Consider the following 26422-nt stretch of genomic DNA (forward strand, 5'->3'; position numbering starts at 1 on the left):
CACACATGACAGAATACGACGTATCCGAGGACATCGAGACCGTCGTCGAGGACACCGACCTCCCGCGACGGCTGAAAGACGAGGTGTACAGCACCGTAGAAGCCCGCGACGCCGTGACCGCCGAGCAGGCCGACCAGATCGCGCGCGCCGTCGAGAACCGGTATCTCGACACGCGCGTCGATCCGCTCGACCCGGTGGGAACCGTCTCGGCCCAGAGTATCGGGGAGCCGGGAACCCAGATGACGATGAACACGTTCCACTACGCGGGCGTGGCGGAAATCGACGTGACGCAGGGTCTTCCGCGACTCATTGAGTTGGTGGACGCGCGGAAGACTCCCGACACGCCGATGATGACGGTCCATCTGGACGACGAGTACGCGACCGACCGCGAGAAGGCCCACGAGGTCGTCTGGCAGATCGAGGCGACCAAGATTCTGGCGCTCGGTGACATCTCGACCAACGTCGCTGACATGATCGTCTCCATCGACCTCAACGAGGACACCCTCAAAGAGCGGATGATTACTCCCGACGAGATTTCGGGCATCATCGAGGACGAACTCGGCGTCCAGACTACCCAGAAGGGCGCGGTCATCGAGTTCGGTCCGCAGGAACCGAGCTATCGGGAGCTGCTCCAACTGGTCGAACAGCTTCGGGACATCGTGTTCAAGGGCATCGAGGACATCACTCGCGTCGTCATTCGCAAAGAACAACTCGACGTGGGCGAGGAGTTCGTCCTCTACACCGAGGGGTCGGCGTTCGGCGACGTTATCGAAATCGAGGGCGTCGATGCTTCGCGGACCACGACGAACAACATCCACGAGATTCGCAAGAATCTCGGCATCGAGGCGGCCCGCGAGTCCATCATCGAGGAGACGATGAACACCCTCGAAGAGCAGGGGCTGGACGACGTGAACATCCGGCACCTAATGTTGGTCGCCGACATCATGACCAATCAGGGGACCATCGAGTCCATCGGTCGCCACGGCATCTCCGGGAGCAAGGATTCGGTTCTCGCGCGTGCGGCGTTCGAGGTCACGGTCAACCACCTGCTCGACGCCGCCATCCACGGCGAGGTTGACGACCTCAACGGCGTCACTGAGAACGTCATTGTGGGCAAGCCCATCAAACTCGGGACCGGCGACGTGGACCTCCGGATGGGGTCCAAGCCGAACACCGAACCCGAAGCCTCGGACTGAGCATGGTCGTCACGCTCTCGGACACGGCCCGGCAGTTCATCGCCCTCTTCGAGGACGAGACGGGCGCGACCGCCCGCGACTGCGTCGTCTTCGAGGAGAGCGACGGCGACGAGCGGGTCGTCTTCCTCGTCAAACCCGGCGACATGGCCAAGGCCATCGGGTCGGGCGGCGAGACGGTCCGAGCGGTCGAGTCCCAGTTGGACCGCGAGGTCGTACTGGTCGAGGACGCCGACACGCCCGAGGCGTTCGTCGCCAACGCGCTCGCGCCCGCGGCGGTGTACAACGTCACCGTCAGCGAGGACGACGACACCATCGCGTACGCCGAGGTGGATTCGGCGGACACCGGCGTCGCCATCGGCGAGGGCGGGAAGAACATCACGACGGCGGAGAAACTGGCCAAGCGCCACTACGACATCGACGATATCCAGTTGACGTAACCCGGCGTCGTCGCCCCCGATTTTTGGCCTGCGAGCGAATTTCCTGACCGAACCGAACCTAAGCGGCGCGCAAAACGTTTCTCTGAAACGCGCTCAGATTCCGTAATCGACCCCGCTACAGCGATATGCGACGGTCTCGCCGTCCGGAAAGAGGGAGGCTTAAGTAGCTCGGACGGATAGCACACGTCATATGGCGAACGGCAAGTACGCAGCTCGTAAGCTACGGAAGGACCGCCAGAACCACCGGTGGTCCGACTCCGATTACGCCCGACGCGAGCGTGGTCTCGGGGAGAAGTCCGACCCCCTCGAAGGCGCGCCGCAGGGCCGAGGTATCGTTCTCGAAAAAGTGGGCATCGAGGCCAAACAGCCCAACTCCGCCATCCGGAAGTGCGTCCGGGTTCAGCTCATCAAGAACGGCAAGCAGGTCACCGCCTTCTGCCCCGGCGACGGTGCAATCTCGTTCATCGACGAACACGACGAGGTCACCATCGCGGGCATCGGTGGCGCGAAGGGTCGTGCGATGGGCGACCTCTCCGGCGTCAACTACAAGGTAGAGAAGGTTAACGGCGTGAGCATGGAAGAACTCGTCCGCGGGAACGCGGAGAAACCGGTGCGATAATTATGGCAGCAGAAGACCAGCCCGACCCCGACAAACCGGCGGGCACGGACGAAGAGGGAACGGCCGTCGCAGAGCTGTTCGGCGAGTGGGACGTTACCAACATCGAGTACGACGACCCCTCGACCGAGCGCTACATCACGGTTACGCCGGTCGCACACACGATGGGCCGCCACGCTTCCAAGCAGTTCCAGAAGAGCGAGGTGTCCATCGCCGAGCGTCTCATCAACCGTCTGATGCAGACCGAGGAGAACACCGGCAAGAAGCAGAAGACGATGCAGATTACCCGCGACGCGTTCCAGAAGATTCACGACCGCACCGAGGAGAACCCCGTTCAGGTTCTCGTTACCGCGGTCGAGAACGCGGCCCCGCGCGAGGAGACCGTCCGCCTGAAGTACGGTGGCATCTCCGTCCCGAAAGCAGTAGACGTGGCCCCGCAGCGCCGCGTCGATCAGGCCCTGAAGTACATCGCTGAGGGCGTCCACAGTTCGTCGTTCAAGACCTCGACCGACGCGGCCGAGGCGCTGGCCGACCAACTCGTCGGTGCGGCCAACTACGACGTACAGACCTACGCCATCAACCAGAAAGAAGAGAAAGAGCGCGTCGCGGCCGCGGCCCGCTAACTCGGTTCTTCTCTTCAGTTCTCGCGTTTCGGTAGTTTCGACTGTCTCGAGGACCGGGCGCTCTCGATGCGACCCGCTCGTCTCGAACGGCGAGTCGCAGTCGCTCGACGGAATATCGGTATTTTTAGGTTGGCCTAAAATCACGGTCAGTCATGGACGAAACCTCGACCGGACGGACGCGACGAGGATTTCTCGCCGCCGTCGGTGCGGCCGGTCTCGCCGGTTGCGGGCGACTCGCCGAGAGCGACGACGGTCCCGAGTACGAACTGAACCACACCGCCGCGGAGTGGTCGCGCTACGACCCCGAGTGGACACCGTCGCCGGAGTCGCCGCTCGCGGCGTCGGTGACGCCCGAGGTACTGGTCGAGAACCTCGAAATCCCGTGGGACCTCGCGTTCGCGCCGAAGGGCGAACTGTTCGTCACCGAGCGGACCGGGCGCGTCCGGCGCTTCGACGGCGATGGTCTCGAAACGGTCGCGTCACCCGACTCGGTCATTGACGCCGAAGCGATGGCTCCCGGTCCCGACGACCAACCCCACTGGGAGACGTGGTTCCTCGAAGGCGGCGAGGGCGGGATGCTCGGCGTCGCGGTCCACCCCAAGTACCCCGACGCGCCCTACCTCTTCGTCTACTTCACCGCGAAGACCGGCGACGGTCCCGTAAACCGTGTGGTCCGGTACGACGTGGACGCCGAGGACCCCGCCAGCACCGGGCGCGTCGTCGTGGACGACATTCCGGCCGACAGCGTCCACAACGGCGGTCGAATCGCGTTCGGTCCCGAGAACTACCTCTGGATAACGACCGGCGACGCCGGACAGGGCCAACTCGCGCAGGACACGAGTTCGCTCGCCGGGAGCGTCCTCCGGGTGAACGCGGTGGGCGACCCCGCACCGGAAAACCCCGACCTACCGGGCGACGATTCGGACTCGCGCATCTACACCTACGGCCACCGCAACCCGCAGTGTATTACGTGGCTTCCCGACGCGACGCCGGTCATCACCGAACACGGGCCGGACGGCCACGACGAGGTGAACCTCCTCGCGCCCGGCGCGAACTACGGGTGGCCCGAGGCCCGTACGCGCGAGCAGTACGCCGGAACCGACTTCCGCCGACCGCTCGTCAACACCTCGGAGTCGTGGGGCGTCTGCGGCGGCGTCTTCTACACCGGCGACGCGATTCCGGAGTGGCGAAACCGGTTCGTCTTCGGGGCGCTCATCGGCCAGCGAGTCAACGTCGTCACGCTGGCCGACGACGCCGACGACCTTCCGCCGGTCGGCGACGAGCGTGCGATGGCCTTCGACGCCGACTGGTTGGACGATAGCCACGCGGCGACGGCCCACTGGACGCTGACCGACGTTCTCGGTCGGGTGCGCCACGTCGAACAGGGACCGGACGGCCACCTCTACGCGCTCACATCGAACCGCGACGGCAGGCCGAAGGGCGACTCTTTCCCCCGCCAGCGCGACGACGTGCTGGTCAGACTGACCCCGGACGACGGGTAGTTTTTCGCCGGGACTAAACGAGTTCGCACTCGGTCAGCGGGTCGGTCACGTCCCGGAGCGCATCGCCGTCCTACAGTCGAACGTATCGGCGTCGCCACATCGTTGAAGTGGCTGGCGTTTGCAGACCCCGCTGTCATGGACGAAGCGCTCGAAGTCGTAGACCTCGTTGCGGACGCCGGTCTCGAAGGACTCGTGACGTGGCTCCTTCGACTGGTCGGGTTGCTCGCGCTCCTCGGCGGCGTCGGTCTCTGGCTGTTCACCGAGATGGGCCTGCTCGTCGTTCCGGCCCTGCTCATTGTCGGCGGACTCGTCCTGTTGGTCGCGCCGAGCGTCCTCCTCGCGCTGGCCGAGTTTGCGTAGGGCGCGACTCAGTCCGCCGCCTGTTCTCCGCCGCCGACCGCGTACTCGCGGGTCGCCTCGACTAGCGAGCGCCGATACTCGCTCTCGTCGGGGTCCGGCCCGAGCGACTTGAAGCGGTGTTTGAACGCCGAGAGGCTGACCTCTGGCGCGTCGTTCGCGGCCGCGTGCGCGAGGTCGTACAGTCGGTGGTCGGCGTCCACGAGGTCGTGGCGCTCGACCAGCGCGAGGGCGAACGCGGCGTTGACCGCGGTTATCTCTGGGTCGGCCGTGCTGGTGATTCGGAGACCCTCCCGCCCGCTGGCGGGGGCGTCCTCTCCGCTCGCGGGCCGGTCGGCGACCGCCGCGGCGAGTTCGGATTCGAGGAACGAGACGAGTTTGTCGGTCGGTCCCACACGGAGCGTGATGTCGTCGGCGTAGATGTCCTTCATGTGGTTCGCTATCTGGTAGCAGTGGGTCACCAGTCTGCGCTCGACCGACTTGCCCGAGAGCGCGAGGAACAGCACTTCCTCGGTTGATTGGGTGTGAGAGGGGTGGTCCTGCTCGTGGCGGGCCATGTGGGCGAACTCGTGGAGCGCGAGTTCGGGGGCCATCGCGCTGGTCGCGGCCTGCCGGGAGATGTTCAGGACGTGGTCGTCGGGGTGGGAAGTCCACGTCCGCTCGTCGGGGTTCTCCCGGACGCGGACGTGAACTGGCGAGTCGAGGTCGTGTTCGGTCTCGAAGATGTCGCGGGCGCGAAGGAAGGGCGCGGCCGGACCCGGACCGTGGACGTGAACCTCCATGTGCATCTATGACAAGGCTTCGACCGGTATGACTCTTGCGTTGGTCGGGGCGCGTTGCCGGTGCCTATTACGCGCTGGACGGCGTTCAATCCGCATAAAATACCTATTCAATTTACCTGCTACGGCTACGTCACTCCCCCACATGCACGCCCACGGCGAAACACTACGCTTTTCAACTTCCTTCGGGTAGAAGACCCATAATGGGAAGACGAAAGAAGATCGTCGAACAGTGCGAGCGACTGATGGACGAACCGGAGCACATCCGGAACATCGCTATCGCCGCACACGTCGACCACGGTAAGACAACGCTGACGGACAACCTTCTCGCCGGTGCAGGCATGATCGCCGATCAGGGCGAGGCGACGCAGTTGATGATGGACACCGAGGAAGACGAGCAGGAACGCGGTATCACCATCGACGCCGCGAACGTGTCCATGACCCACGAGTACGAGGACACCAACCACCTCATCAACCTCATCGACACGCCCGGCCACGTTGACTTCGGTGGCGACGTGACCCGAGCGATGCGCGCCGTTGACGGCGCGCTCGTCGTGGTGGACGCGGTCGAGGGCGCGATGCCCCAGACCGAGACCGTCCTCCGACAGGCGCTCCGCGAGGGCGTCAAGCCGACCCTGTTCATCAACAAGGTTGACCGACTCATCTCGGAGCTTCAGGAGGGTCCCGAGGAGATGCAGCGCCGCCTGCTCAGCGTCATCGACGACGTGAACGAGCTGATTCGCGGCATGACCGAGGAGATGGACGACATCGAAGACTGGACCGTCTCCGTCGAGGAGGGAACGGTCGGCTTCGGTTCCGCCCTTTACAAGTGGGGCGTCTCGATGCCGTCGATGCAGCGCACCGGAATGGACTTCGGCGACATCATGGAACTGGAGCGCGCCGACAAGCGCCAAGAGCTTCACGAGCGTACGCCGCTCTCGGACGTTGTGCTCGACATGGTCTGTGAGCACTTCCCGAACCCCATCGACGCCCAGCCCCGTCGTATCCCGCGTATCTGGCGCGGCGACGACTCCTCGGAACTCGCCGAGGGGATGCGTCTGGTTGACGAAGAGGGCGAAGTCGTCCTGATGGTCACCGACATCGGCGTTGACCCCCACGCGGGCGAGATCGCCGCTGGCCGCGTCTTCTCGGGTACGCTGGAGAAGGGCCAAGAACTCTACGTCTCCGGTACTGCCGGGAAGAACCGCATCCAGAGCGTCGGCATCTACATGGGTGGCGAGCGCGAGGAAGTGGACCGCGTTCCCGCCGGGAACATCGCCGCCGTCACAGGTCTTAAAGACGCCATCGCCGGTTCCACGGTGTCCAGCACCGAGATGACGCCGTTCGAGTCCATCGAACACATCTCGGAGCCGGTCATCACCAAGTCCGTCGAGGCCAAGAACATGGACGACCTGCCGAAGCTCATCGAGACGCTCCGACAGGTCTCGAAGGAGGACCCGACCATTCAGGTCACGATTAACGAGGACACCGGCGAACACCTCATCTCCGGGCAGGGCGAGCTTCACCTCGAAGTCATCACCCAGCGCATCGAGCGCAATCAGGGCATCCCGGTCAACACCGGCGAACCTATCGTCGTGTTCCGCGAGGCCATTCAGGAGATGACCGAGGTCATCGAGGGCATCTCGCCGAACCGCCACAACCGTTTCTACATTCAGGCCCAGCCGCTCACCGAGGAGATCATCGAGAAGATCAAGCTCGGCGACGTGTCGATGGACATGCCCGAACAGGAGCGCCGTGAGGCCCTTCAGGACGCGGGCATGCAGAAGGACATGTCCCAGAACGTCGAGCACATCCACGGGACCAACATCCTCATCGACGACACGAAGGGTATCCAGCACCTCAACGAGACGATGGAACTCGTCATCGAGGGTCTCGAAGAGGCGCTCGACGACGGTCCGCTGGCCGCCGAACCCGTACAGGGGACGCTTCTCCGACTGGAAGACGCCAAGCTCCACGAGGACACCATCCATCGCGGTCCGGCGCAGGTCATCCCTGCGGTCCGTAACGCGGTCCACAACGCCCTCGCTCAGGGCGAAGTTCGACTGCTCGAACCGATGCAGGACGTGCGCATCGACGTGCCCAACGAGTACATGGGTGCCGCCTCCGGCGAGATTCAGGGTCGCCGTGGCCGCGTTGACGACATGTACCAAGAGGGCGACCTGATGGTCGTCGAGGGCATCGCGCCTGTTGACGAGATGATCGGCTTCTCCTCGGACATCCGGAGCGCGACCGAGGGTCGCGCGTCGTGGAACACCGAGAACGCCGGGTTCGAGGTCATGGCCGACAACCTCCAGACCGAGACCATCATGGAGATCCGCGAACGCAAGGGCATGAAACTCGAACTGCCCGAAGCGATCAACTACTTCTAAGCGCCGCCGTCTCTCTCCGTCGTTCTTCTTCCGTTTTCGGTGTGTCCAGACCCATCTTGAGTCCGCTCCGGCGTCGCGTGACGCCGTGTACGCGCCGTAGACTCAAGCCACTCGCCAGCGCACGTCGGCTTGTCGAGACGTGTCACGATCTACCTGTCGGACTGTACCAAGCAGGCGCTGGTTCCGAACATCGTTCCGATGGACGGCCCGCACTGAAGCAGAAATCGCTCGTCTCCTTCCCTGTTGAGGTTCCGTCATCCCCGGATCTCGCTGGCAGTCTGGGCGACGGGCCGGGCGAACAGCGCCAGCACGAGGGCCGTCCAGAGTACGAACAGCACGACCGCTCCCACGTTATTTACGAACACGCTCGGTTCACCGGTCGGCGTGGGTCCGAACCAGAAAGCACGCGACTCCGCACTCCGGAGGGAATCGACGAGTACGTACAGCCAGTAGAGTCCGGGGCCGTCCAGTACGGCGAGGCCGACAACCCATCCAATGAGGTCGCGGTACGGCGCCCATCTAGATTCCCAGTCCTTTTTAAGAAACTCGTATCCCATATCCCCTCATTCTATTACTGTTAGTAAAAAACAATTCGAAAGCGCTCGGACGTGGTTCCATATACGCCATCTAATAGCTCCGCCCATCTCGGCAAAAGTTGGAATACTGCGTACTGAACTACGTAACAACAGAATGGGAGTTGCAATGGCCATCTAGCCGCGGTTCGATAGTAGAAACGGAAAGATACGGCAGCAGTAGTTAATACAATACGTCTCTTCTGGAAGGACAAGTCGGTCAGCGGGAAGGACGGGATGAGGTATCGACCGACTGCGTCAGGCAGACGCGTTGCGAGTGCTACTCCTGTTAGACACACTCACCAGCACAGTTCAGTCCACACTCACAGCACTGGCAGTCAACGCAGGTGTAACACATCCCACAAGTGCAACTCATACATTGGTCGCAGGGTTCGCACCCACAACAGTTACAGCACTCGTACCCACACTCCTGACAACACTTGTTGTTTGCGCAGTCGCCACAGGAGGCCTCACCGTCGACTGACTGAATCTCGACAGGGCCGTCCTCCTCGTGGGGGTTCAATACGGCGTATCCGTCCTCGACCTCTGGGAGCACGGCCACGGTGAGAACGCCCTCCTCAAGGTTTCGGAAGAACCGAACCTCTGGAGTGAGCCTACCGTCGACCGTCTTCGCACCGTAGGTGACGCCCTCACCGTCGTACTCGGGGGCCGGTTCACGAAGTTCAGTCAACCCGAGAGCATCGACAGACGCCTCCTCAATGAGGCCTGCCTCGGCCACGTCCGCCAAGAGATCAGACTGCTCGTCGAACGCTTGTTGGACCGCTCCGATTTCGCGGTAGCCTGCCGTGGCGCGCTCGACCTCCGTTTGCGAGATACCTTCCTCAGCCACCGCACTACTGGAAGCTGCAAAGGAGGCCATTGCCCCGCCTGCGACGCCCTTGAGGATGTTTCGCCGATTTATGCTGTCATCGCGGTTTGACTCACTAGACATACTACATCACATAACTTCTACAGGATTTATTTAATTATTTCTAACTAGAAATTATATAATTCTAATTTTAAATGTTATAAAATAAGTGTCTGTCAGCCAGCGGAAGGTGGCAGTTCACGTGGGTACTCGGGGCAGTTGCGGCGTCGGAGTGGCAAAGTCTGTCGTTCCGGGAAGGCTTTTACCCGGTCAGGGGATATACAGCATCGATGTTAATGGACGCAACCCCCAAACAGTGCATAGCGACTGAGCCAGTCGGCCGTACTTCGCCGCGGACGACAGCGTCGACGCAGTCGTCACCGGGGGTTCGTCCGGAGGTGGGCCAGACGTGAGTCCATCCGAAGACACCGTGCAACCGAAACCATACACCGTCCGGTTCGAATTGGAGGACGAACCCGGAGAATTACTGCGAGCTCTGGAGCCGATTGCCGAACGGGGAGGTAACCTGCTGTCGGTCTTCCACGAGCGGGGCAACGTCACTCCGCGAGGGTACATCCCGGTCGAGGTCGATTTGGAGTGTCCGCCCGACCGCTTCGACGCAATCGTCACGGAACTTCGTGAGACTGGCGTCAACGTGATTCAGGCGGGCGCGGAGCGCTACGGCGAGGAGGTGACGGTTCTGCTCGTCGGCGATGTCATCGAGAGCGACCTCTCGGAGACGCTCTCGTCCATTGAGTCGAAGGCCGACGCCTCCGTCTCCGACGTGTCGCTGTCCGCGCCGGGCGGCACCAGCGACGTGTCGAGCGCGCGTCTCCGACTCGCGGCCGAGACCGGTTCGACCGGCGCGGTGGTCGGTGCAGTCCGAGAGGTCGCCGACAGCAAGGAGTTGCGCGTGGTCGAACCCCTGACGGAACTGGAGGGGTCCGCATGAACACCGAAAGCCGTTCCTGCTCGGTCGCTCGCTCGCGGCTTCGCCGCTTGCGTTCGCTTCCTGCGCGGGTCTGGGACTTTCGAGTTCACGCTCGCCACCGGGGGTGGCTCGCGTGAAGCTAGCGGTTCTCGGCGCGGGCGCGGTCGGCCGGTCGGTCGCCGACCTCGCCGCCGAGTACGGCCACGAGGTCACGGCGCTGGCCGACTCGACCAGCGCCGCGGTGGACGCGGACGGAATCGACGTAGCGGCCGCGCTCGCACAGAAAGAGGAGACCCGTCGCGTCGGGTCGGCCGCGCCCGCGGACGCGCTCGACGCCGAGTACGACGCGCTGGTCGAGGCCACGCCGACGACGCTCGGCGACGCCGAACCCGGATTCGGACATGTTCGCGCGGCGCTCGAAGCGGACCGCCATGTCGTGCTGGCGAACAAGGGACCGGTCGCCGAGCGGTACGCCGACCTTCGGGAACTGGAGCGTGACAGCGAAGGGTCGGTCATGTTCGAGGCGACGGTCGGCGGCGCGATTCCCGTCCTCTCGACGGTCGAGAGCTACGGCCCGGACAGCATCTCGGCCGCGCGCGGCGTCCTCAACGGGACCGCGAACTTCGTCCTCTCGCGGATGGCCGCCGAGGGTCTGGGCTACGAACACGTCCTCGCGGAGGCCCAAGACCTCGGCGTCGCGGAGGCCGACCCTTCCTTCGACGTGAACGGCACCGACGCCGCGCTCAAGTGCGTCATTCTGGCGAACGTCCTCGGAGACCGAGAATACTCGCTGGGCGACGCCGACGTGGAGGGAATCGCGGAACTGCCGGGCAACGCGCTCGAACTCGCGGCCGAAGACGGGCGGACGATTCGTCTCATCGGCGAGGCGACGCCCGACGGCGTCCGGGTGGGACCGCGACTCGTCCCTGAGAACGGGACGCTGGCGGTCTCGGGGACGCGCAACATCGTCCAACTGGAGACCGACCACGCGGGGCGACTCAACCTGAGCGGACGAGGCGCGGGCGGCCCGGAGACCGCGACCGCAGTGCTCGCGGACGTGAACCGCCTCGGGAACTAATAGGGCCGGTTCAACGGGTGGACGGGACCTCGTTTGGCTCCTCCGTTTCGGGTCGAATCATGCGGTTGTCTAGCACTAAACGCGAGACGGCGACGGGACCGCCAGCGTAGCGTATCGAAATGGTTTTAACTGCTTCTGCCAAAAGATACCGACAGAGCGCGTCTGCGCGTGAGATACAAATGAGCGACGAACAACACCAGAATCTGGCCATCATCGGCCACGTCGACCACGGAAAGAGCACGCTCGTGGGGCGACTCCTCTACGAGACAGGGAGCGTACCCGAGCACGTCATCGAACAGCACAAAGAAGAGGCCGAGGAGAAGGGCAAGGGCGGCTTCGAGTTCGCCTACGTCATGGACAACCTCGCCGAAGAGCGAGAGCGCGGTGTCACCATCGACATCGCCCATCAGGAGTTCAGCACGGACGCCTACGACTTCACCATCGTGGACTGTCCCGGCCACCGCGACTTCGTGAAGAACATGATCACGGGCGCGTCTCAGGCTGACAACGCGGTCCTCGTCGTCGCCGCCGACGACGGTGTCGCGCCCCAGACTCAGGAGCACGTCTTCCTGGCCCGTACCCTCGGTATCGACGAACTCATCGTCGGCATCAACAAGATGGACCTCGTTGACTACGAGGAGTCCTCGTACAAGGAGGTCGTCTCCGAGGTTCAGGACCTGCTCAAGCAGGTTCAGTTCAACACCGACGACGCGAGCTTCATCCCGATTTCCGCCTTCGAGGGCGACAACATCGCCGAAGCGTCCGACAACACGGCTTGGTACGACGACGAGACGCTTCTCGAGGCACTCAACGACCTTAAGCCTCCGGAACCGCCGACGGACGCGCCGCTCCGGCTTCCGATTCAGGACGTTTACACCATCTCGGGTATCGGTACCGTCCCCGTCGGACGTATCGAGACCGGTCTGCTGAACACGGGCGACAACGTGTCGTTCCAGCCCAGCGACGTTGGTGGAGAGGTCAAGACCATCGAGATGCACCACGAAGAGGTGCCCAAGGCCGAACCCGGTGACAACGTCGGATTCAACGTCCGCGGCATCGGCAAGGACGACATCCGTCGCGGTGACGTTTGTGGTCCCGCCGACGACCCGCCGTCGGTCGCCGAGACGTTCCAGGCCCAGATCGTCGTGATGCAGCACCCGAGCGTCATCACCGACGGTTACACGCCGGTCTTCCACGCCCACACGGCGCAGGTCGCGTGTACCATCGAATCCATCGACAAGAAGATGGACCCGTCCAGCGGTGAGGTCGCGGAGGAGAACCCCGACTTCATCCAGTCCGGCGACGCCGCGGTCGTCACGGTCCGACCGCAAAAGCCCCTCAGCATCGAGCCGTCTTCGGAGATTCCGGAACTCGGCAGCTTCGCCATCCGTGACATGGGTCAGACCATCGCGGCTGGTAAGGTCCTCAGCGTCAACGAGCCATAACGCATGCAGCAAGCACGCGTCCGACTGGCGGGAACCAGTCCCGAAGACCTCGACGACATCTGCGACGATGTCCGCGAAATCGCCAACAAGACCGGCGTTTCGCTCTCGGGACCCATCCCGCTTCCGACCAAGACGCTGGAAGTGCCCACCCGAAAGTCCCCCGACGGTGAGGGGACCGCGACGTGGGAGCACTGGGAGATGCGCGTCCACAAGCGTCTCATCGACATCGACGCCGACGAACGTGCGCTCCGTCAGCTCATGCGGATTCAGGTTCCGAACGACGTGAGCATCGAGATCGTCCTCGAGGACTGAGGGCCGGATTCCCGGTCCTGTCAGTTCGAGGGAGTTCGACCCCGCCGATCACCGGCGGAAATTTCTCCATTTCTTCGCTCCGCATAGCCGCGCACGCGCGACGCTCCCCGATCTTTTTGACCGCGCCCGACGTAGTCCCATCCGTGCGACGGCGGATACGTGCGCTCCGGAACGATGTCGCAGTACCGACCAGCGACCGGTCTCGCTCCTGCTGAGGGTGTCGGTCGTGAGCCACCGGTATGACCCACAGTCGCCCGAGCGCGACTCCGCTGGGTGGCTCGCCGGAAGTCCGACTGTCCAGACGCTCGCGGTGTTCCTCGTCGTCTTCGCGGTCCAGTCGGTTGTCGGTCTCGTCTCTCGGAGTCTCGCACTCGGTCTGTTCGCGCTCGGTCCCTCGGTCTCGGCCCGGCCGTGGACGCTCCTCGTGAGCGTCTACGCCCACGCGAGCGTCGGCCACCTCGTCTCGAACGCCGTCGTCCTCGTGTTGGTTGGTCTCGCCGTCGAGCGCGTGACGACGACGGTGCGGTTCCACCTGTTCTTCGCGTCCGTGGGCATGCTTGCCGGTCTCGCGCAGGTGGCAGTCGCTGGCGTCCTCGGTCCGGGAGCCGTCGTTCTCGGCGCGAGCGGTGCCGTCTTCGGCCTGCTCGGCTATCTGCTCGCGGGGAACCCCGTCACCGACGCGGTTCTCGGTCGCCTCCCGCTGAGTCCTCGGGCGCGCGTCGCGCTTTTGCTCGCGCTGGCCGGGGTCGTGACTCTGTTTACGGCGTCGCCCGGCGTCGCGCTAGTCGCGCACTTCGTCGGGTTCGCCCTCGGCGCGGTGGCCGGGCGTGCGCGACTGCTGAACGTGTGAGGTCGTGGCTCGCGCCGGACTGTGAACAGTTGGCGGGATACCCGACAACACGCCCGCACCGAAACATAAGGTTCTAATAAGTGGGCGCGTTACGAACTATTGCGTACGAGGGCTCGTAGATCAGCGGTAGATCGCTTCCTTCGCAAGGAAGAGGCCCGGGGTTCAAATCCCCGCGAGTCCACTTCTCTCGGCTCACTTCGTTCGCCTCAGCCAGCGGACTCGCCGACCCTCGCAAACAAACCGCGTTTGCTCAGTCCCCGTGAGTCCACTACATTTTCGCGGCGCAACGATGACGAGCGGAGCATGGAGTCGTCTGCGAACGTATCGATACATCGACCGATAGCCGGTCCTCGGCCGACGCTTTTGTTCGGCGCGTCTCCCCGTCGTTTGAATCCGTCTGACGCCCGTCATACGCCGAAACACAGGGTTTACCACGGATGAACGTAAGGAAACGCACAATGGCTATTCGGTGTTCGCTCCTCGGCCACAGCTACGGGGAGACAGAAATCGAGCGGGAACGCGAGGAGCAGGGAAGCGAAGTCGTCGTCACCGTTCGGGAGTTCGAAGAGTGCGAGCGCTGTGGCGAGCGTAAAATAGTCACCGAGAACAAGGAGGTCACCGCGCTCCAGTCGCCCGCGCCCGACCTCAAAGCCGCCGAGTCCGACGCCGACGCGGAGTCGCCGTCCGACGCGTCGCGCGGGTCCGGCGCGACCGGCGAATCCCGTCCGACTGGCGGTCCCGGTGCGGGGACGGGACCGAGCGTCGAGAGCGGCCCGAACGCGGGCGCGGCCGATTCGTCCGTGGGGTCCGAAATCGGCGCGGCCACCGACGCCGAGGTCACCGCGGCCGCTGGCGAGGACGACGCCGAAATCCTCACCGACTCCTCCGACTCCGGGGCGTCCGGTGGTTCCCCCGGCAGGTCGCCGTCCGACGGCGCATCCGGGTCGGGCGGGTCCTCGTCCGGCGGCCCGAGCGCAGACGTTGAAGGAGACGAGACCACGGACGCCGCCGAGAGCGTCGAGGAGGCGTCGGCGGCCGACGACGATGGCGTCATCTTGGACGACGACGGCGAGGCCAGCGACGCCGAGGGTCGGACACCCGGCGAGTGGCCCGAGTCAGAGACGACCCATCCCGCCGAGGCCGACGACGGTCCCGGTGACTGGCCCGCGGTCGGCCGCAAGGACGCCGACGAGGGGTACGACGCGGACCCCGGCGACTCCGAGGACGCCGACGTGCAGTTCGGCGGCGGACTGACCCCCGAGTCCGCGCCCGAAGTTGACGACGACGAAACGGGGGAAGTCGAGTTCGTCAACGCCGAGGGCGACGCGCTCCAGTCGAAAGACGCCCGACGAGACGGGACGGAACTCTCCTCGGGCATCTCTGCTGGCGCGGACGCGCCCTCGCTGTCGGGACCGGCCGACGACCCCGACGTGGATGCTGAGTTCGTCTGCCCTGAATGCGACTACAGGCAGGCCGTCGCCGGGTCGTCGCTCCGGGCGGGCGATATCTGTCCCGAGTGTGCGCGCGGGTATCTCGCACAGGAGTAGCGCGGTCGAACGAACCGGGCAAGCGGAGCCGAGCGAACCGAGGAAAACGTCGGATTCAAGAGGAAGAACGACGCGAAAAGGGTTTACCACACCCTATCCAAAGGGAGATTACCATGAAAGAGTACAAGATGCGACGCGGCGAACATCTGGAGGACCGTATCCCGGATATGAAGGCGAAAGTCGAGGATTACTTCGGCGAGATTACCGGAACCGAGGAACACAACGGCCACGAACTCTACGTCGTCTCGGACCCCGACAACCCGGTCTTCGACCGCATTCTCGCAGGCGCGGCCGAATACAGCGGCAAGAAGGACAAACTCGCGGTCCACTTCGAGGAGCGCGACGCCGAGGAGGTAATCGCCGAGGGCAACGCCGACGCCGCGGCCGACGCCGTTGACAAGAAAAACGACTTCCTGCTCGAAGCGACGGGCCGCGACGCCAAGGCCCGCCGCGACTCGCTGAAGCGACAGGTCGAGGACGACGCCGAAAAACCCGACGGCGTCTCATAATCCGGTCGCCGCGTTTTATTTTTCTCTTCTCCCGAGTCGGCCAGCGACGGTCCCGCGGAACGCGGTTCGGGAAGTCGAGTTTCAGAAGTGGTCGCTGTTTGGCGAGCCTTCGCCGCGCCCGCCGCGGCCGCCCTCGTTGCGGTCGATTCCCATCACGCTCTCGGGCTGGTCCACGTCCCACCCGCTCGTGCCGTCTTCGGCGACTCGGACGGTCACGTCTTCGACCGCCTCGAAGTCCTTGGCGAGGTCGATTTTGATGTTCTGGGCAGTTCGGGGGCTGATGGCACATCCCGAACAGGCCCCGCCCAACTCGACGACGACCTCGCCGCTCTCGGGGTCGGCCTTCTGGACGGCGCTCTCGCCGCCGTGCATGCTGATGATGGGCATCTGCCCGGTCAGCCACTTCTCGACGCGGGCCTTCAGGGAATCGTCGTCGGTCATGGCGTACGCGTAGGGTCGCAGGGGTGGTAGGACTTTGGGTTCACTCCCTAAACTTCCGCCACGCGCCCGCGCCCAGAAGCGCCGTGATTCCGGCAGGGACGCCGAAACCGGGGACCTCGCCGGAAGACGAGTCGTCGGACGCGCTCGTCGTGCGTTCGCCCTCGAAGGCGGCTTGCTCGGTGGTCGTCCCGGAACCGCCGCTGGCGGTTCCGCTCGCGGTCGTGGTCAGCGACGGCGGGTCCTTCTGTGGTTTGTCGGTCGCGTCCTCTATCTGGAAGGTGTAGAGACCGCCCATCTCGTTGGACTGCCGACCCATGCTACTGGCGACGAAGAACCCGGAGGTCGCGCGCTTGGCGGTCCAGAACGAGGCCTCTTCGGGTTGTCGCCACCACGCTATCTCTCGGGGATTGGTGGGGTCCGAGATGTCGTGAATCTTCACGCCGCCCTGATACCACGACGAGAACAGTCGGTCGCCCGCGATGTCGAAGTTGTGCGAGGTCGTCCACGTCCCGGAGAACGCGCCGGGCGACCGCGGCGGGTCGATGGTCGAGAGTCGCTCCGGGTTCGTCGCGTCCGAGATGTCCCAAAGTTCGATAGCGCCCGGTTGGCCCTCGCCGTCGAACTGCCACGCCTCCTTGTTGATGCCGAGCAGGCTTCCGTTCTCGTTGGTCATCGCGTAGTGGGCGTTGCCCGGCAGTCGAAGGACCTGTCGGGACTGTTCGGCCGGGAGGTTTCGAAGTTCCTCGGCCGGTCTCCCGCCGATCCGCGAGACGAACGCCGGGTTCGCGGGGTCGCTCACGTCCACGACGTACGTTCCGGCGTCCCAGTGGGAGAGGTACGCCCGGCTGTCCTGTACCCACACGTCGTGAAGCGTCCAGAGGCTTGAGGGCACTTCCGACCACGCCGCGTTCTGGTCGGTTATCGACCAGCGACCGACCTCTTCGAGGTCGTCGTCGCTCGCGTCCACCGTCACGAGCGCGTTGGTCTCGGCACCGTTGCCGGTGAGATAGACGATGCCGTCCCGGAAACAGCAGTTGTGTATCGGAAACTGAGTCTCGTAGAACGCGACCTGCGCCGGACTCGTCGGGTCGCTCACGTCGTAGAGCGCGAACCCCTGCAACACGTCGCCTCGAAGGGGGTCGGCTGGACCCGCGACGACCAGTCGGTCGCCGTCGAGTTTCAGGTCCTGAATCTTCCGGAGCGGCCCGGTCTCGCGGTCGGCCAGCAGGTCCGTTCGCTCCGCGACCACCCGCGGGTCGCTCGGAATCTGTACGTCTACGACCGCGAACCCGTCCGTGGTGGCGACGTAGGTGTAATCTCCCGCCGGGCCGGGAACTGCCTCCTTCGCGTTCGGTATCGAAATGCGACCCAGCGGCCGGTACGGTCCCGGATGCGCCGTCGCCGTCGCGGCCGCCGATCCGACTCCCACCGAAGCGAGTGCGACTGCCCCCGAAACCCTCCGCAGAAACTCGCGGCGATGCATGGAGAGAAGATAGGTCTACAGAAGGATAAAAGGGAGGGCGAACGCGGCCTACGCGACCGAACTCGTCTTATCGCCCGTCCCACCTGTCAGCGCGCTAGCGATGGCTCCCTTCAGCACCACGTCGTCGCCGAGGTTCGTCAACTGCACGTCGGGGACGTTGTTGAACACGAGGTCGCCGATTCGCTCGCGGATGGGGTCAACGACCAGCGACTCGTTTTTCAGCGCGACCGCGCCGCCGACGTAGACTGCCAGCGGCGCGTACGCCTGCACGACGTTGGCCACGCCGATGGCGTTCCAGTGGGCCACTTGGTCGATGACGTGGTCGGCGAACTCGTCCTCGCCCGCCGCCGCGAACACGTCCACCGCCGAGAAGTCGGGGTCCGAGAGTGGTAGGTCCGTGTCGAGACTGCCCGTGTCCTCCGCGAGCAGTTTGGCGTACTCGGGGATGTTGTTGCCCGAGCAGTACGCCTCCCAGTGACCCTCGCGGCCGCACCCGCAGGTGCGTCGGCCCCGCGGGTCCACGACCATGTGGCCGACCTCGCCCGCGTTGCCGTCCCACCCCGAGAGGACTTCCCCGTCCACGCAGATTCCCGCGCCGATGCCCGACGAGATGGTCAGATACACCATGTCGTCGGGGTTGCGGTCGCTGTAGTATCGCTCTCCGATGACGCCCGCGATGGTGTCGTTGTGGAGGTAGACGCTGTCGCTGTCGATGAGTTGTCCGACGGGACCGGTCAGCGGGATGCGGTCGATAGTGTCCGGGAGGTTCGCCGGATTATCGATTGCACCCTCCGCCAGATCCAGCGGTCCGATGGAACCGATGCCCGCGGCCAGAAGCTCGGACGGGTCGATACCGGCGGCCTCGCAGGCTTCACGGAGACACTCCAAGACGGCCTCCGTGACCGCGATGCCCGTGGGACCGTTGGGGGTGTTCGCGCGGTGGACGCTCACCACGTCCCCCTCGTCGTCGGCGACTGCCGCCCTGACGTTCGTCGCACCGAGGTCAACGCCCGCATAGTGCGCCATTCACCCCGGTAGGACGGTCCGGCCGCACTTAACTACAAGCATTTACTCGCCGACGAGTATGTCATCTCGTGGCGCATTCCGGATGTCCGGGCGACAGACCTAACTCCCGACGCGTGCTACTAGTTGTCATGGATTCCGACGGCGACGACCGGCCGGGCGGAGACCTCTCGGACGCGGAAGTCGATGCGCTCCACGAGGTCGAACTCGGCGTCGAGTGGTTGCACCGCGCGCACGGCCACCTCGTCCAGTTCCACCACGCGACGGGCCACGCGATGGACCACTTCGCGGACGCCGAAGAGGGCCTGCGCGAGGCGGGCTACGACGACTTCGCCGACCGTCTGCGGGACGACCTGCTCCCCCGCGGCGCGGTCGGCGACAGGTGGACCTACGACCTACTGGAGACGTTTCAGGACGGCCCGCTGGCCGACAGCGAGTCGTTCGGCGCGGACGCCCGCGAGTCGGTCGCCGACGGTGAGCGCCACGTCGCCGAGCGCCGACAGGAACGCGAGTGGAAGGGGCGCGCTGAAAAGTGAGCGTGGCGGTCCTCGGAACCGAATCAGCGAACTCAGCCCCCGCGGACGAACGTCACCGGACACGGCGCGCTGAGCATGACCTCTTGGGCCGTACTACCGAAGACGGCCTTCCCGGTGGGCGAGCGCTTGCGGCCGCCGACGACCACGCGGTCGGCGTTGACCTCGTTGGCGAGGTCCACGATAGTCTCGCCGTGCGCGCCGATTCGCCCGCGGACGCTGTACTCGACGCCTGCCTCGTCGAAGGCGTCGGTGAGGTCCCGGACGGTCGCGTGCCGCGCGGCCACTTCGTCGGGGTCGATTTCGCCCGACGGGTCGTAGTCGAGTTGGCTCACGACGCCGTCGAACTCCTCGTCGGTGAAGACGTGTCCCAACACGACCTGCGCGCCGGTCGGTGCCGCGATGTCGGCGACCGCTCGGGCCAGTTCCTCGGTGCGGTCGGCGTCGCCCGGTCCGACCGCCAGTAGGATACTGCGTAGTGCCATACCGGCAGGTCTACCTTCCGGATATTAATGATGTGTGTCCGTGGCCGTTTTCGCGTCGTCTCGGTCCCTCCGGGGGTCGCGCGAGCGGTCGGGCGCAACTCGACGCGAAGCCTCAACACGGAAATACGACGACGCCGAACGTCCGTCCGTGATTCGACCCGACCTGACCGGACGGACCGCGCTCGTGACGGGAAGCGCGAAGGGCGTCGGCCGAGAGCTACTGCTCGCCTTGGCGGACTGCGGCGCGTCGGTGGCGGTCCACTACCGCTCCAGCGCGGCGGCCGCAGAGGAAGTGGCCGACGCCGCGCGCGAGCGCGGTGCCCCGGACGCGACGACTGTACAGGCAGACGTGGCTGACCCCGACGACGTGGACGCGATGTTCGACGCAATCGAGGACCGCCTCGACGGTGTGGACGTGCTGGTGAACAACGTCGGTCCGTTCGCGCCCGACCACTGGGAGGACATCTCCTTCGAGAAATGGAACACCGTGCTACAGGCCAACGTCAACGGGACGTACCTCTGCTGTAAGCGCGCGCTCCCCGCGATGCGCGAGTCGTCGTGGGGCCGCATCGTGAACGTCGGCTACGCCAGTTCCGAGAAGGGGATGATCAACCCGAAGAACGCGCCGTACTTCATCGCCAAGCAGGGCGTGTTGATGTTCACCCGGATGCTCGCCAACGACACCCAGCACGAGGGAATCACGGTGAACGCGGTGTCGCCCTACGTGGTCGAGAACTCCGACGAGTTCCCCGAGGACCTGCCGCGGGGACGCCCCGCCGACTTCGAGGATATCGAGCAGTCGATGCTGTTCTTCTTGGAGGAAGACAGCGACTACATCAGCGGCGAAAATATCGAGGTGGATGGTGGGTGGTTACCCGAGGAAGTGTGACTGTCCGGGAGTTCAGCGTTCTGCGGACCACGACTCCCCCTCGGCGGACCACCCCTGCCGACCCTCCTCCAGTCGGTGAGCCTCGTCTATCAGCGCCTCCTGCTCGCGCACCACGTCGGTCATCGTGAGGATGCCGACCATCTCCATTGAATCGACGACGGGGAGTTTCTTCACGTCGGCGTCGTGCATCTTCTGGACCGCCTTGCGAACCGTCGCGTCAGGCGAGACGGTGACGAGCGACCCGCTGGCGACCTTCGAGACCGGAATCTCGGCAAACGGCCGCTCTGCGAGATACCCCGCTTTCAGTGCGTCGGTCTCGGTCACGATGCCTGCCGGAGTCCCTTCGCGCGTGACGACGGCGCTTCCGACGCCTTCGTGGAGCATCCGGCCGACCGCCTCGTGGAGCGAGGCGTCGGCCGCGACGGTGACTACGTCGGTCGTCATGGCGTCTCGAACGAGCATACCGAACGATGAGGCGGAAGGTACGACTTTGTTTGGGTCCGAACGCGCCGCGTCTACGAACTCGACAGCAACGTCTTCAGATGCTCCGTCGAGAAGAACGAGGTCGGCTTGTCCATGTGGACGCCGATTTCGCCCGAAAACGCCGACAGTCCGACCTTCTGGACGCGCTCGGGGAACGAGTAACACTTCCGAATCCAGTGGCCCAACTCGATTTCTCTGCTCAAGTCCTCGCGCCACGCGTCCTCGTAGTCCGCGAGAGTCCCCGGTCGCTCGGGGTCGATGACCTTCGCGGCGTGACTCGCGGCGGTCATCCCGTAGAGGATGCCGCCGCCGGTGAACGGCTTGGTCTGGGCCGCCGCGTCGCCGACGAGGAACCCGCGGCGACTCGTCACCCTCTCCGGGGGACCGACCGGAATCATGCCCGCGCAGAACTCCGCGGTCTCCACGTTGTAGTCCGCGGTGAACTCCTCGAAGAGGTCGTTGGCCGACGGTTCGGACCCCGGCGGGGCCGCCAGTCCGTACTCGACGCCCGCGTCGCCCCGCGGGATGCGCCACGCAAAGAATCGCGGCGCGGTCAGGTGAACGTCAACGTAGTCGCCGGGGTCGTCCTCCTCGGAGAACGCGAGGACTCCTTGTAACTTTTCGCCCGGTTCGGGCAGGCCGAGTTCCGAGCGCACGCGCGAGACCGGCCCGTCGCATCCGGCGACCATCCGGGCCTCGAACGTCTCGGTGCCGTCGGGCGTGCTGGCCGTGACCTCGACGTGGTCGCGGTGTTCCTCGACGGCCGAGACGCTGTGGTTCTCCCGGAGGTCCGCACCCGCATCGCGGGCGGCCTCCGCGAGCAGTCGGTCGAGACCCACGCGGTCGATGACGTTCGAGACGACCTCGCGCTTGTAGAAGGGGTAGTCGTCGCTTCCGGGACCGCCGACGTGAAAGCGCGCGCCGTACACCTCGTTCTGGAGAAGTTCTTCGCGCGCGCCTTCGGGCGCGAACTCCCAGATGTCGGTGCTGACGTGGCCCGAACAGGCCAGCGGTTCGCCCACCGCTCCGCGTTCGAGCGCCAGCACGTCGTACCCTCGTTCGGCCGCGCGCCGGGAGAATCGGGACCCGGCCGGACCCGCCCCGACGACTACGAAGTCGTACATCGCTCGGGCGTACTACCCTGTGGCCCAAGTATTCACCGCTCTACGCGCGGTTCGTCCGTGGCACCCGGCGTTCCGCTTTCCGCTTGACGCGTTACTCCCGTTCGGCGCTCCGCCGCCCCTCGGCACGCCGTCTACGGTCGAGCGCGCCACCTACCCCTCGACGTTCGGCGGTGCCTCCTGCTGAGCGAGTTGCCGCCGTCGCACGTAATGGGTCGCCGCCGAGAGCGCGAACGCCGCGACGATGAGGACGCCCCAGATTTCGTCGGGAATCGCCTCGAACGGCGGGAGTCCCAGCAAGTCTCCGAGAACGAGAATCGCGCTCACGACCGCGAGTCCGAGGTAGTACCGAATCCACGGAAACTCGTCCTGCGGTCGGAGGTATCCCTCCAACTGGGCCGCGTTCCCCGACAGTTCGACGACCCCGCGGTTCTGGTTGTAATCGACGATGCCAGCGTCCGCAAGTTTCGGGAGATGCGTCTGGTACAGCGACGTGTAGACGGACTTGCGCTCGTTGGCCGACAGGCCCTCGACGGTCGTGTCGTTCTCCCACGCCGCGACCTGCTCGGCGAGTTCGCTCAGCTCGACCGGACGGTCCTGCTGCTTGAGGTAATGAAGCGTGTACCGTCGCCGCCGGTTCTTCAACACGTCGAAGATGAGGTCTTCGGACAGTGTTTCTTGTTCCGGTGAGTTGTCAGCCGAGCTCATGCTACGGAAATCGCTCAATCGCTTGTTGCGCCGGTGCCACCGCCACCCATCCCATCACGGTACGCCAGTTTCACCCGGACCACACTTTGTTATCCAGTCCTTAGCCCTCCACGCACATAATATAATTGTCAGGAATCCGCGGTAATACGTCTATTCCCCGAGTTAATGTGGTACTATCCGACCAGTAACGGGAAATACTGAAGAGTATTCAGTCGTCGGTCGCCGGTGCGGCGCGGCGGTCGGCCCGCGGGCCGTCGATGTCAACGTCGGGAAGCAGGTCCCGGAGGTAGCGTCCGGTGTGTGAGTCGTCGTTGCGGGCCACTTCCTCGGGAGTTCCGGAAGCGACGACCTCGCCGCCGTTCTCGCCGCCCTCCGGACCGAGGTCCACGACGTGGTCGGCGTTCTTCACGAGGTCGAGTTCGTGTTCGATGACGGCGACGGTGTTGCCCTTGTCGGTGAGTCGTTGCAGGACCTCGATGAGCTTTCGCTCGTCGGCCTTGTGGAGACCCGTGGTCGGTTCGTCAAGCAGGTAGAGCGTGTCGCCGGTGTCTTTCTTCCCTAACTCCTCGGACAACTTGACGCGCTGGGCTTCCCCGCCCGAGAGCGTCGTGGAGGGCTGACCGAGGTTCATGTAGTCGAGACCAACGTCTTTCAGCAGGCCGAGTCTGCGCGCGATGCGCTGGTCGTGTTCGAAGAAGTCGTAGGCCTCCTCGACGGACATCTCCAGCACGTCCGCGATGGTTGCGCCCTTGTAAGTCACGTCCAGCGTCTCGTCGTTGTAGCGCGCGCCGTCGCACTCTTCGCAGGGGACGTACACGTCCGAGAGGAAGTTCATCTCGATTTTCACGGTGCCCTGTCCGCCACACTCCTCGCACCGGCCGCCCTTCACGTTGAACGAGAACCGTCCTTTCTCGTAGCCGCGCTGTTTCGAGAGCTTCGTCTCGGCGAACAGTTCGCGGATGTAGTCGAAGACGCCGGTATAGGTCGCGGGGTTCGACCGCGGGGTCCGCCCGATGGGCGACTGGTCGATGAGTCGCACCTTCTCGACATTCTCTATCCCCTCGATGGCGTCGTGGTCGCCGGGGTCCACGGAGGTGTTGTCGTTCATCTCGCGGGCCAGCCCCTTGTAGAGGATGTCGTGCATCAGGGTGGACTTGCCGGACCCCGAAACGCCGGTAATCGCGGTGAACTGGCCGACCGGGAGTGCTACGTCGAGGTCCTTGAGGTTGTGCTGGCGCGCGCCCACGACGGTCAGTGAGTCGTCGCTCTCGCGGCGCTCGTCGGGCACGGGAATCCGCTTGCGCCCGGCGAGGTAGTCGCCCGTGACGGACTCCTCGCAGGTCTCTATCTCCTCGGTGGTGCCCTGCGCGACGACTTCGCCGCCGCGCTTGCCCGGACCGGGACCCATGTCGATGACGTTGTCGGCTTGGCGCATCGTCTCCTCGTCGTGTTCGACCACGAGGAGCGTGTTCCCCAAGTCGCGCAGTTCCTTGAGCGTGTTGAGCAGTCGGTCGTTGTCGCGCTGGTGGAGTCCGATGGACGGTTCGTCAAGCACGTAGAGGACGCCGACGAGTCCCGAGCCGATTTGGGTGGCGAGTCGAATCCGCTGGCTCTCGCCGCCCGAGAGCGTCGATGCCTCGCGGTCCAGCGTCAGGTACTCCAACCCGACTTCCTCCATGAAGCCCAGACGGGCGCGAATCTCCTTCAGAATCTCCTCGGCAATCTTGGTCTCGCGCTCGTTGAGTTCCGCCTCCAGTCCCTCGAAGTGGACCAGCGCGTCGCCGATGGACATCTCGTTGACCGCCGTGATGGAGGTGCCGTCCACGTACACCGACCGGCTCTGGTCGTTGAGTCGGGTCCCCTCACACTCGGGGCACTCCGTGACCGCCATGTACTCCTCGATGTGGTCGCGGGTGCTATCGGAATCGGTCTCGACGTAGCGGCGTTCGAGGTTCGGGATGACGCCCTCGAAGCGCTCGTCCTTCTCGCGGGTGCCGTTCTTGGTCGTCCACTCGAAGTGGACCGTCTCGTCAGTCCCCCAGACGAACGCCTCTTGCACGTCCTCGGGCAGGTCCTCGAAGGGCGTGTTCACGCTCACGCCGAAGTGGTCGGCCACGTTGTCGAGCTGTCGCCGGTAGTACGTCCGGTTGTAGCTCCACGGCTCGAAGACGTTCTTGAGCGGTTTCGAGGCGTCTTGGACCACCAACTCCTCGTCTACCTCCTTGGTTTCGCCGATGCCCTCACACTCCGGGCACGCGCCGTGGGGACTGTTGAACGAGAAGCTTCGCGTCTCGATTTCCCGGAAGTCGATGCCACAGTGCGTGCAGGCCAACTCCTCGGAGAACTCCACGACGAGGCGGTCGTCGGTCTCTCCCGCCAAGTCCCCGGTCGAGCGCGCGGTGGCACCGCCGAGGTCTTCGGCGGCCTCCGCGGGCGGGTCCGGGAGGACGACCTTGAGAGCGCCGTCGGTCTCCTCCAAGGCGGTCTCGACGCTGTCGGTGATTCGACTCCGCGCTTCCGGCGAGACGGTCACTCGGTCCACGATAACGTCGATGTCGTGGTCGTAGTTCTTGTCGAGGTCCGGTCGGTCGAGTGTGAGATCGAACTCTTCGCCGTCCACCTCGACCCGCGAGTACCCCTCCGAGACCAACTCGTCGAACAGGTCCTCGAAGGCACCCTTCTGGTCGCGGACCACGGGGGCCGCGATTTTCGCCTTGGTGCCCTCGGGGAGTTCGAGGACGCGCCGGACCATGTTCTGGGCGCTCTGCTCGCCCACCTCGCGGCCACACTCCGGGCAGTGGGGCGTCCCGATGCGGGCGTACAGCAGGCGGAAGTAGTCGTGGAGTTCCGTGACGGTCCCGACCGTCGAGCGGGGGTTGTTCGCGGCGTTCTTCTGGTCGATGGAGATGGCTGGCGAGAGTCCTTCGACGTTCTCGACCTGCGGCTTGTCCATCTGCCCGAGGAAGTTGCGGGCGTACGCCGACAGGCTCTCGATGTACCGGCGCTGGCCCTCGGCGTAGACCGTCTCGAACGCGAGCGACGACTTCCCCGAACCCGACAGCCCCGTCACCACGTTGAACTGCTCGCGCGGAATGGAGATGTCGAGGTCCTTGAGGTTGTGTTCCTCCGCGCCCTTCACGTCGATGTACTCTTTGCTCATCGTTTTCGCGTCCCGAGAGACTGTTTTTCCGTGCGCTGTGCCGTCTCGTTCATCAACAGGTAACAGGGATTGCGGGCACTTAAC

The 26422-nt window shown here is 64.7% G+C and carries 27 protein-coding genes and 1 tRNA gene; 17 read left to right on the top strand and 11 right to left on the bottom strand.

Going from position 1 to position 26422, the window contains the following annotated elements:
* Positions 1 to 5 precede the first annotated feature (5 nt).
* The 6 genes from rpoA2 (at position 6) to EP007_RS09180 (ending at position 4734) form a co-directional block, all read left to right on the top strand.
* The gene (gene rpoA2, locus EP007_RS09155) at positions 6 to 1196 is read left to right on the top strand and encodes a DNA-directed RNA polymerase subunit A'' (protein ID WP_128477365.1); all 1191 of its coding nucleotides are present in this window, start codon (positions 6 to 8) and stop codon (positions 1194 to 1196) included.
* A 2-nt stretch (positions 1197 to 1198) separates the two neighbouring features.
* Positions 1199 to 1633 carry a NusA-like transcription termination signal-binding factor gene (locus tag EP007_RS09160; protein WP_128477366.1) on the top strand — a complete coding sequence of 145 codons (435 nt, stop codon included), beginning with the start codon at positions 1199 to 1201 and terminating at the stop codon, positions 1631 to 1633.
* Positions 1634 to 1823: 190 nt separating this feature from the next.
* Entirely contained in the window at positions 1824 to 2252 is a 429-nt protein-coding gene (locus EP007_RS09165) for a 30S ribosomal protein S12 (protein ID WP_128477367.1), read from the top strand.
* 2 nt (positions 2253 to 2254) lie between these two features.
* Positions 2255 to 2872: a 30S ribosomal protein S7 gene (locus EP007_RS09170; RefSeq protein ID WP_128477368.1), complete on the top strand. Its 618-nt coding sequence runs from the start codon at positions 2255 to 2257 to the stop codon at positions 2870 to 2872.
* A 152-nt stretch (positions 2873 to 3024) separates the two neighbouring features.
* A complete protein-coding gene (locus EP007_RS09175; protein WP_128477369.1) occupies positions 3025 to 4374 on the top strand; it encodes a PQQ-dependent sugar dehydrogenase in 1350 nt (449 codons plus the stop codon).
* Between the two features lie 135 nt (positions 4375 to 4509).
* Positions 4510 to 4734 carry a hypothetical protein gene (locus EP007_RS09180; RefSeq protein WP_128477370.1) on the top strand — a complete coding sequence of 75 codons (225 nt, stop codon included), beginning with the start codon at positions 4510 to 4512 and terminating at the stop codon, positions 4732 to 4734.
* 8 nt (positions 4735 to 4742) lie between these two features.
* On the opposite strand, the gene EP007_RS09185 is transcribed toward EP007_RS09180, so the two are convergent.
* Positions 4743 to 5513: a DUF5781 family protein gene (locus tag EP007_RS09185; RefSeq protein WP_128477371.1), complete on the bottom strand. Its 771-nt coding sequence runs from the start codon at positions 5511 to 5513 to the stop codon at positions 4743 to 4745.
* Between the two features lie 200 nt (positions 5514 to 5713).
* On the opposite strand from EP007_RS09185, the gene EP007_RS09190 reads away from it, so the two are divergent.
* Positions 5714 to 7900 (top strand): elongation factor EF-2, encoded by a 2187-nt coding sequence (locus EP007_RS09190; RefSeq protein WP_128477372.1) that lies wholly within the window; start codon positions 5714 to 5716, stop codon positions 7898 to 7900.
* A 254-nt stretch (positions 7901 to 8154) separates the two neighbouring features.
* On the opposite strand, the gene EP007_RS09195 is transcribed toward EP007_RS09190, so the two are convergent.
* Together EP007_RS09195 and EP007_RS09200 are read right to left on the bottom strand one after the other, a co-directional pair.
* The gene (locus EP007_RS09195; RefSeq protein ID WP_128477373.1) at positions 8155 to 8457 is read right to left on the bottom strand and encodes a hypothetical protein; all 303 of its coding nucleotides are present in this window, start codon (positions 8455 to 8457) and stop codon (positions 8155 to 8157) included.
* Positions 8458 to 8761: 304 nt separating this feature from the next.
* On the bottom strand, positions 8762 to 9424 hold the full coding sequence (locus tag EP007_RS09200; protein ID WP_128477374.1) for a hypothetical protein: 663 nt from the start codon (positions 9422 to 9424) through the stop codon (positions 8762 to 8764).
* Positions 9425 to 9749: 325 nt separating this feature from the next.
* Between EP007_RS09200 and EP007_RS09205 the strand changes: the two genes are divergently transcribed.
* The 8 genes from EP007_RS09205 (at position 9750) to EP007_RS09240 (ending at position 16012) form a co-directional block, all read left to right on the top strand.
* Positions 9750 to 10292, top strand: a complete 543-nt coding sequence (locus EP007_RS09205; protein WP_128477375.1) for an amino acid-binding protein — start codon at positions 9750 to 9752, stop codon at positions 10290 to 10292.
* Between the two features lie 112 nt (positions 10293 to 10404).
* Positions 10405 to 11349 (top strand): homoserine dehydrogenase, encoded by a 945-nt coding sequence (locus EP007_RS09210; RefSeq protein WP_128477376.1) that lies wholly within the window; start codon positions 10405 to 10407, stop codon positions 11347 to 11349.
* Positions 11350 to 11528: 179 nt separating this feature from the next.
* Positions 11529 to 12794: a translation elongation factor EF-1 subunit alpha gene (gene tuf, locus EP007_RS09215; protein ID WP_128477377.1), complete on the top strand. Its 1266-nt coding sequence runs from the start codon at positions 11529 to 11531 to the stop codon at positions 12792 to 12794.
* 3 nt (positions 12795 to 12797) lie between these two features.
* Positions 12798 to 13106 (top strand): 30S ribosomal protein S10, encoded by a 309-nt coding sequence (rpsJ, locus tag EP007_RS09220; protein ID WP_115864703.1) that lies wholly within the window; start codon positions 12798 to 12800, stop codon positions 13104 to 13106.
* A 226-nt stretch (positions 13107 to 13332) separates the two neighbouring features.
* Entirely contained in the window at positions 13333 to 13956 is a 624-nt protein-coding gene (locus EP007_RS09225; RefSeq protein ID WP_128477378.1) for a rhomboid family intramembrane serine protease, read from the top strand.
* 109 nt (positions 13957 to 14065) lie between these two features.
* Positions 14066 to 14137 (top strand) — tRNA-Ala (locus EP007_RS09230).
* A 277-nt stretch (positions 14138 to 14414) separates the two neighbouring features.
* On the top strand, positions 14415 to 15503 hold the full coding sequence (locus EP007_RS09235) for a DUF7093 family protein (protein ID WP_128477379.1): 1089 nt from the start codon (positions 14415 to 14417) through the stop codon (positions 15501 to 15503).
* A gap of 113 nt (positions 15504 to 15616) precedes the next feature.
* Positions 15617 to 16012, top strand: a complete 396-nt coding sequence (locus tag EP007_RS09240) for a DUF5611 family protein (protein WP_128477380.1) — start codon at positions 15617 to 15619, stop codon at positions 16010 to 16012.
* A gap of 81 nt (positions 16013 to 16093) precedes the next feature.
* Here the strand turns inward: EP007_RS09240 and EP007_RS09245 are convergent, their stop codons facing one another.
* The 3 genes from EP007_RS09245 to EP007_RS09255 are packed head-to-tail and all read right to left on the bottom strand — an operon-like array spanning position 16094 to position 18962.
* Positions 16094 to 16453, bottom strand: coding sequence for a NifU family protein (locus EP007_RS09245; RefSeq protein ID WP_128477381.1), 360 nt, complete (start codon positions 16451 to 16453; stop codon positions 16094 to 16096).
* Between the two features lie 40 nt (positions 16454 to 16493).
* Positions 16494 to 17936, bottom strand: a complete 1443-nt coding sequence (locus EP007_RS09250) for an LVIVD repeat-containing protein (protein WP_128477382.1) — start codon at positions 17934 to 17936, stop codon at positions 16494 to 16496.
* A gap of 48 nt (positions 17937 to 17984) precedes the next feature.
* The gene (locus EP007_RS09255) at positions 17985 to 18962 is read right to left on the bottom strand and encodes an ROK family protein (protein ID WP_128477383.1); all 978 of its coding nucleotides are present in this window, start codon (positions 18960 to 18962) and stop codon (positions 17985 to 17987) included.
* A 128-nt stretch (positions 18963 to 19090) separates the two neighbouring features.
* On the opposite strand from EP007_RS09255, the gene EP007_RS09260 reads away from it, so the two are divergent.
* Complete coding sequence (locus tag EP007_RS09260) at positions 19091 to 19495, top strand: hypothetical protein (RefSeq protein ID WP_128477384.1); 405 nt, start codon at positions 19091 to 19093, stop codon at positions 19493 to 19495.
* Positions 19496 to 19527: 32 nt separating this feature from the next.
* Here EP007_RS09260 and EP007_RS09265 read toward each other — a convergent pair whose 3' ends face one another.
* Positions 19528 to 19977, bottom strand: coding sequence for a universal stress protein (locus EP007_RS09265; protein WP_128477385.1), 450 nt, complete (start codon positions 19975 to 19977; stop codon positions 19528 to 19530).
* Between the two features lie 148 nt (positions 19978 to 20125).
* On the opposite strand from EP007_RS09265, the gene EP007_RS09270 reads away from it, so the two are divergent.
* Positions 20126 to 20866: an SDR family NAD(P)-dependent oxidoreductase gene (locus tag EP007_RS09270; RefSeq protein ID WP_128477386.1), complete on the top strand. Its 741-nt coding sequence runs from the start codon at positions 20126 to 20128 to the stop codon at positions 20864 to 20866.
* 12 nt (positions 20867 to 20878) lie between these two features.
* Here the strand turns inward: EP007_RS09270 and EP007_RS09275 are convergent, their stop codons facing one another.
* The 4 genes from EP007_RS09275 to uvrA form a co-directional block, all read right to left on the bottom strand.
* Positions 20879 to 21310, bottom strand: a complete 432-nt coding sequence (locus tag EP007_RS09275) for a CBS domain-containing protein (protein ID WP_128478550.1) — start codon at positions 21308 to 21310, stop codon at positions 20879 to 20881.
* 71 nt (positions 21311 to 21381) lie between these two features.
* Positions 21382 to 22473: a geranylgeranyl reductase family protein gene (locus tag EP007_RS09280; RefSeq protein WP_128477387.1), complete on the bottom strand. Its 1092-nt coding sequence runs from the start codon at positions 22471 to 22473 to the stop codon at positions 21382 to 21384.
* Positions 22474 to 22623: 150 nt separating this feature from the next.
* On the bottom strand, positions 22624 to 23178 hold the full coding sequence (locus EP007_RS09285) for a DUF7344 domain-containing protein (protein WP_128477388.1): 555 nt from the start codon (positions 23176 to 23178) through the stop codon (positions 22624 to 22626).
* A gap of 208 nt (positions 23179 to 23386) precedes the next feature.
* Positions 23387 to 26338: an excinuclease ABC subunit UvrA gene (uvrA, locus tag EP007_RS09290; protein ID WP_128477389.1), complete on the bottom strand. Its 2952-nt coding sequence runs from the start codon at positions 26336 to 26338 to the stop codon at positions 23387 to 23389.
* Between the last annotated feature and the right edge of the window lie 84 nt (positions 26339 to 26422).

It is taken from the genome of Halorussus pelagicus, from assembly GCF_004087835.1.
Taxonomy (GTDB): domain Archaea; phylum Halobacteriota; class Halobacteria; order Halobacteriales; family Haladaptataceae; genus Halorussus; species Halorussus pelagicus.

Excerpts from the sequence above, each read along its gene's own strand:
- rpoA2 (WP_128477365.1), top strand. The coding sequence starts at position 6 with ATGACAGAATACGACGTATCCGAGGACATCGAGACCGTCGTCGAGGAC.
- EP007_RS09245 (WP_128477381.1), bottom strand. The coding sequence starts at position 16,453 with ATGACCGACGACGATTCCCTGAAGGCCCGCGTCGAGAAGTGGCTGACC.
- EP007_RS09275 (WP_128478550.1), bottom strand. The coding sequence starts at position 21,310 with ATGACGACCGACGTAGTCACCGTCGCGGCCGACGCCTCGCTCCACGAG.
- tuf (WP_128477377.1), top strand. The coding sequence starts at position 11,529 with ATGAGCGACGAACAACACCAGAATCTGGCCATCATCGGCCACGTCGAC.
- EP007_RS09175 (WP_128477369.1), top strand. The coding sequence starts at position 3,025 with ATGGACGAAACCTCGACCGGACGGACGCGACGAGGATTTCTCGCCGCC.
- EP007_RS09185 (WP_128477371.1), bottom strand. The coding sequence starts at position 5,513 with ATGGAGGTTCACGTCCACGGTCCGGGTCCGGCCGCGCCCTTCCTTCGC.
- EP007_RS09180 (WP_128477370.1), top strand. The coding sequence starts at position 4,510 with ATGGACGAAGCGCTCGAAGTCGTAGACCTCGTTGCGGACGCCGGTCTC.
- uvrA (WP_128477389.1), bottom strand. The coding sequence starts at position 26,338 with ATGAGCAAAGAGTACATCGACGTGAAGGGCGCGGAGGAACACAACCTC.
- EP007_RS09170 (WP_128477368.1), top strand. The coding sequence starts at position 2,255 with ATGGCAGCAGAAGACCAGCCCGACCCCGACAAACCGGCGGGCACGGAC.
- EP007_RS09250 (WP_128477382.1), bottom strand. The coding sequence starts at position 17,936 with ATGCATCGCCGCGAGTTTCTGCGGAGGGTTTCGGGGGCAGTCGCACTC.
- EP007_RS09265 (WP_128477385.1), bottom strand. The coding sequence starts at position 19,977 with ATGGCACTACGCAGTATCCTACTGGCGGTCGGACCGGGCGACGCCGAC.
- EP007_RS09235 (WP_128477379.1), top strand. The coding sequence starts at position 14,415 with ATGGCTATTCGGTGTTCGCTCCTCGGCCACAGCTACGGGGAGACAGAA.
- EP007_RS09285 (WP_128477388.1), bottom strand. The coding sequence starts at position 23,178 with ATGAGCTCGGCTGACAACTCACCGGAACAAGAAACACTGTCCGAAGAC.
- EP007_RS09160 (WP_128477366.1), top strand. The coding sequence starts at position 1,199 with ATGGTCGTCACGCTCTCGGACACGGCCCGGCAGTTCATCGCCCTCTTC.
- EP007_RS09280 (WP_128477387.1), bottom strand. The coding sequence starts at position 22,473 with ATGTACGACTTCGTAGTCGTCGGGGCGGGTCCGGCCGGGTCCCGATTC.
- EP007_RS09200 (WP_128477374.1), bottom strand. The coding sequence starts at position 9,424 with ATGTCTAGTGAGTCAAACCGCGATGACAGCATAAATCGGCGAAACATC.
- EP007_RS09190 (WP_128477372.1), top strand. The coding sequence starts at position 5,714 with ATGGGAAGACGAAAGAAGATCGTCGAACAGTGCGAGCGACTGATGGAC.
- rpsJ (WP_115864703.1), top strand. The coding sequence starts at position 12,798 with ATGCAGCAAGCACGCGTCCGACTGGCGGGAACCAGTCCCGAAGACCTC.
- EP007_RS09260 (WP_128477384.1), top strand. The coding sequence starts at position 19,091 with ATGGATTCCGACGGCGACGACCGGCCGGGCGGAGACCTCTCGGACGCG.
- EP007_RS09240 (WP_128477380.1), top strand. The coding sequence starts at position 15,617 with ATGAAAGAGTACAAGATGCGACGCGGCGAACATCTGGAGGACCGTATC.
- EP007_RS09195 (WP_128477373.1), bottom strand. The coding sequence starts at position 8,457 with ATGGGATACGAGTTTCTTAAAAAGGACTGGGAATCTAGATGGGCGCCG.
- EP007_RS09165 (WP_128477367.1), top strand. The coding sequence starts at position 1,824 with ATGGCGAACGGCAAGTACGCAGCTCGTAAGCTACGGAAGGACCGCCAG.
- EP007_RS09255 (WP_128477383.1), bottom strand. The coding sequence starts at position 18,962 with ATGGCGCACTATGCGGGCGTTGACCTCGGTGCGACGAACGTCAGGGCG.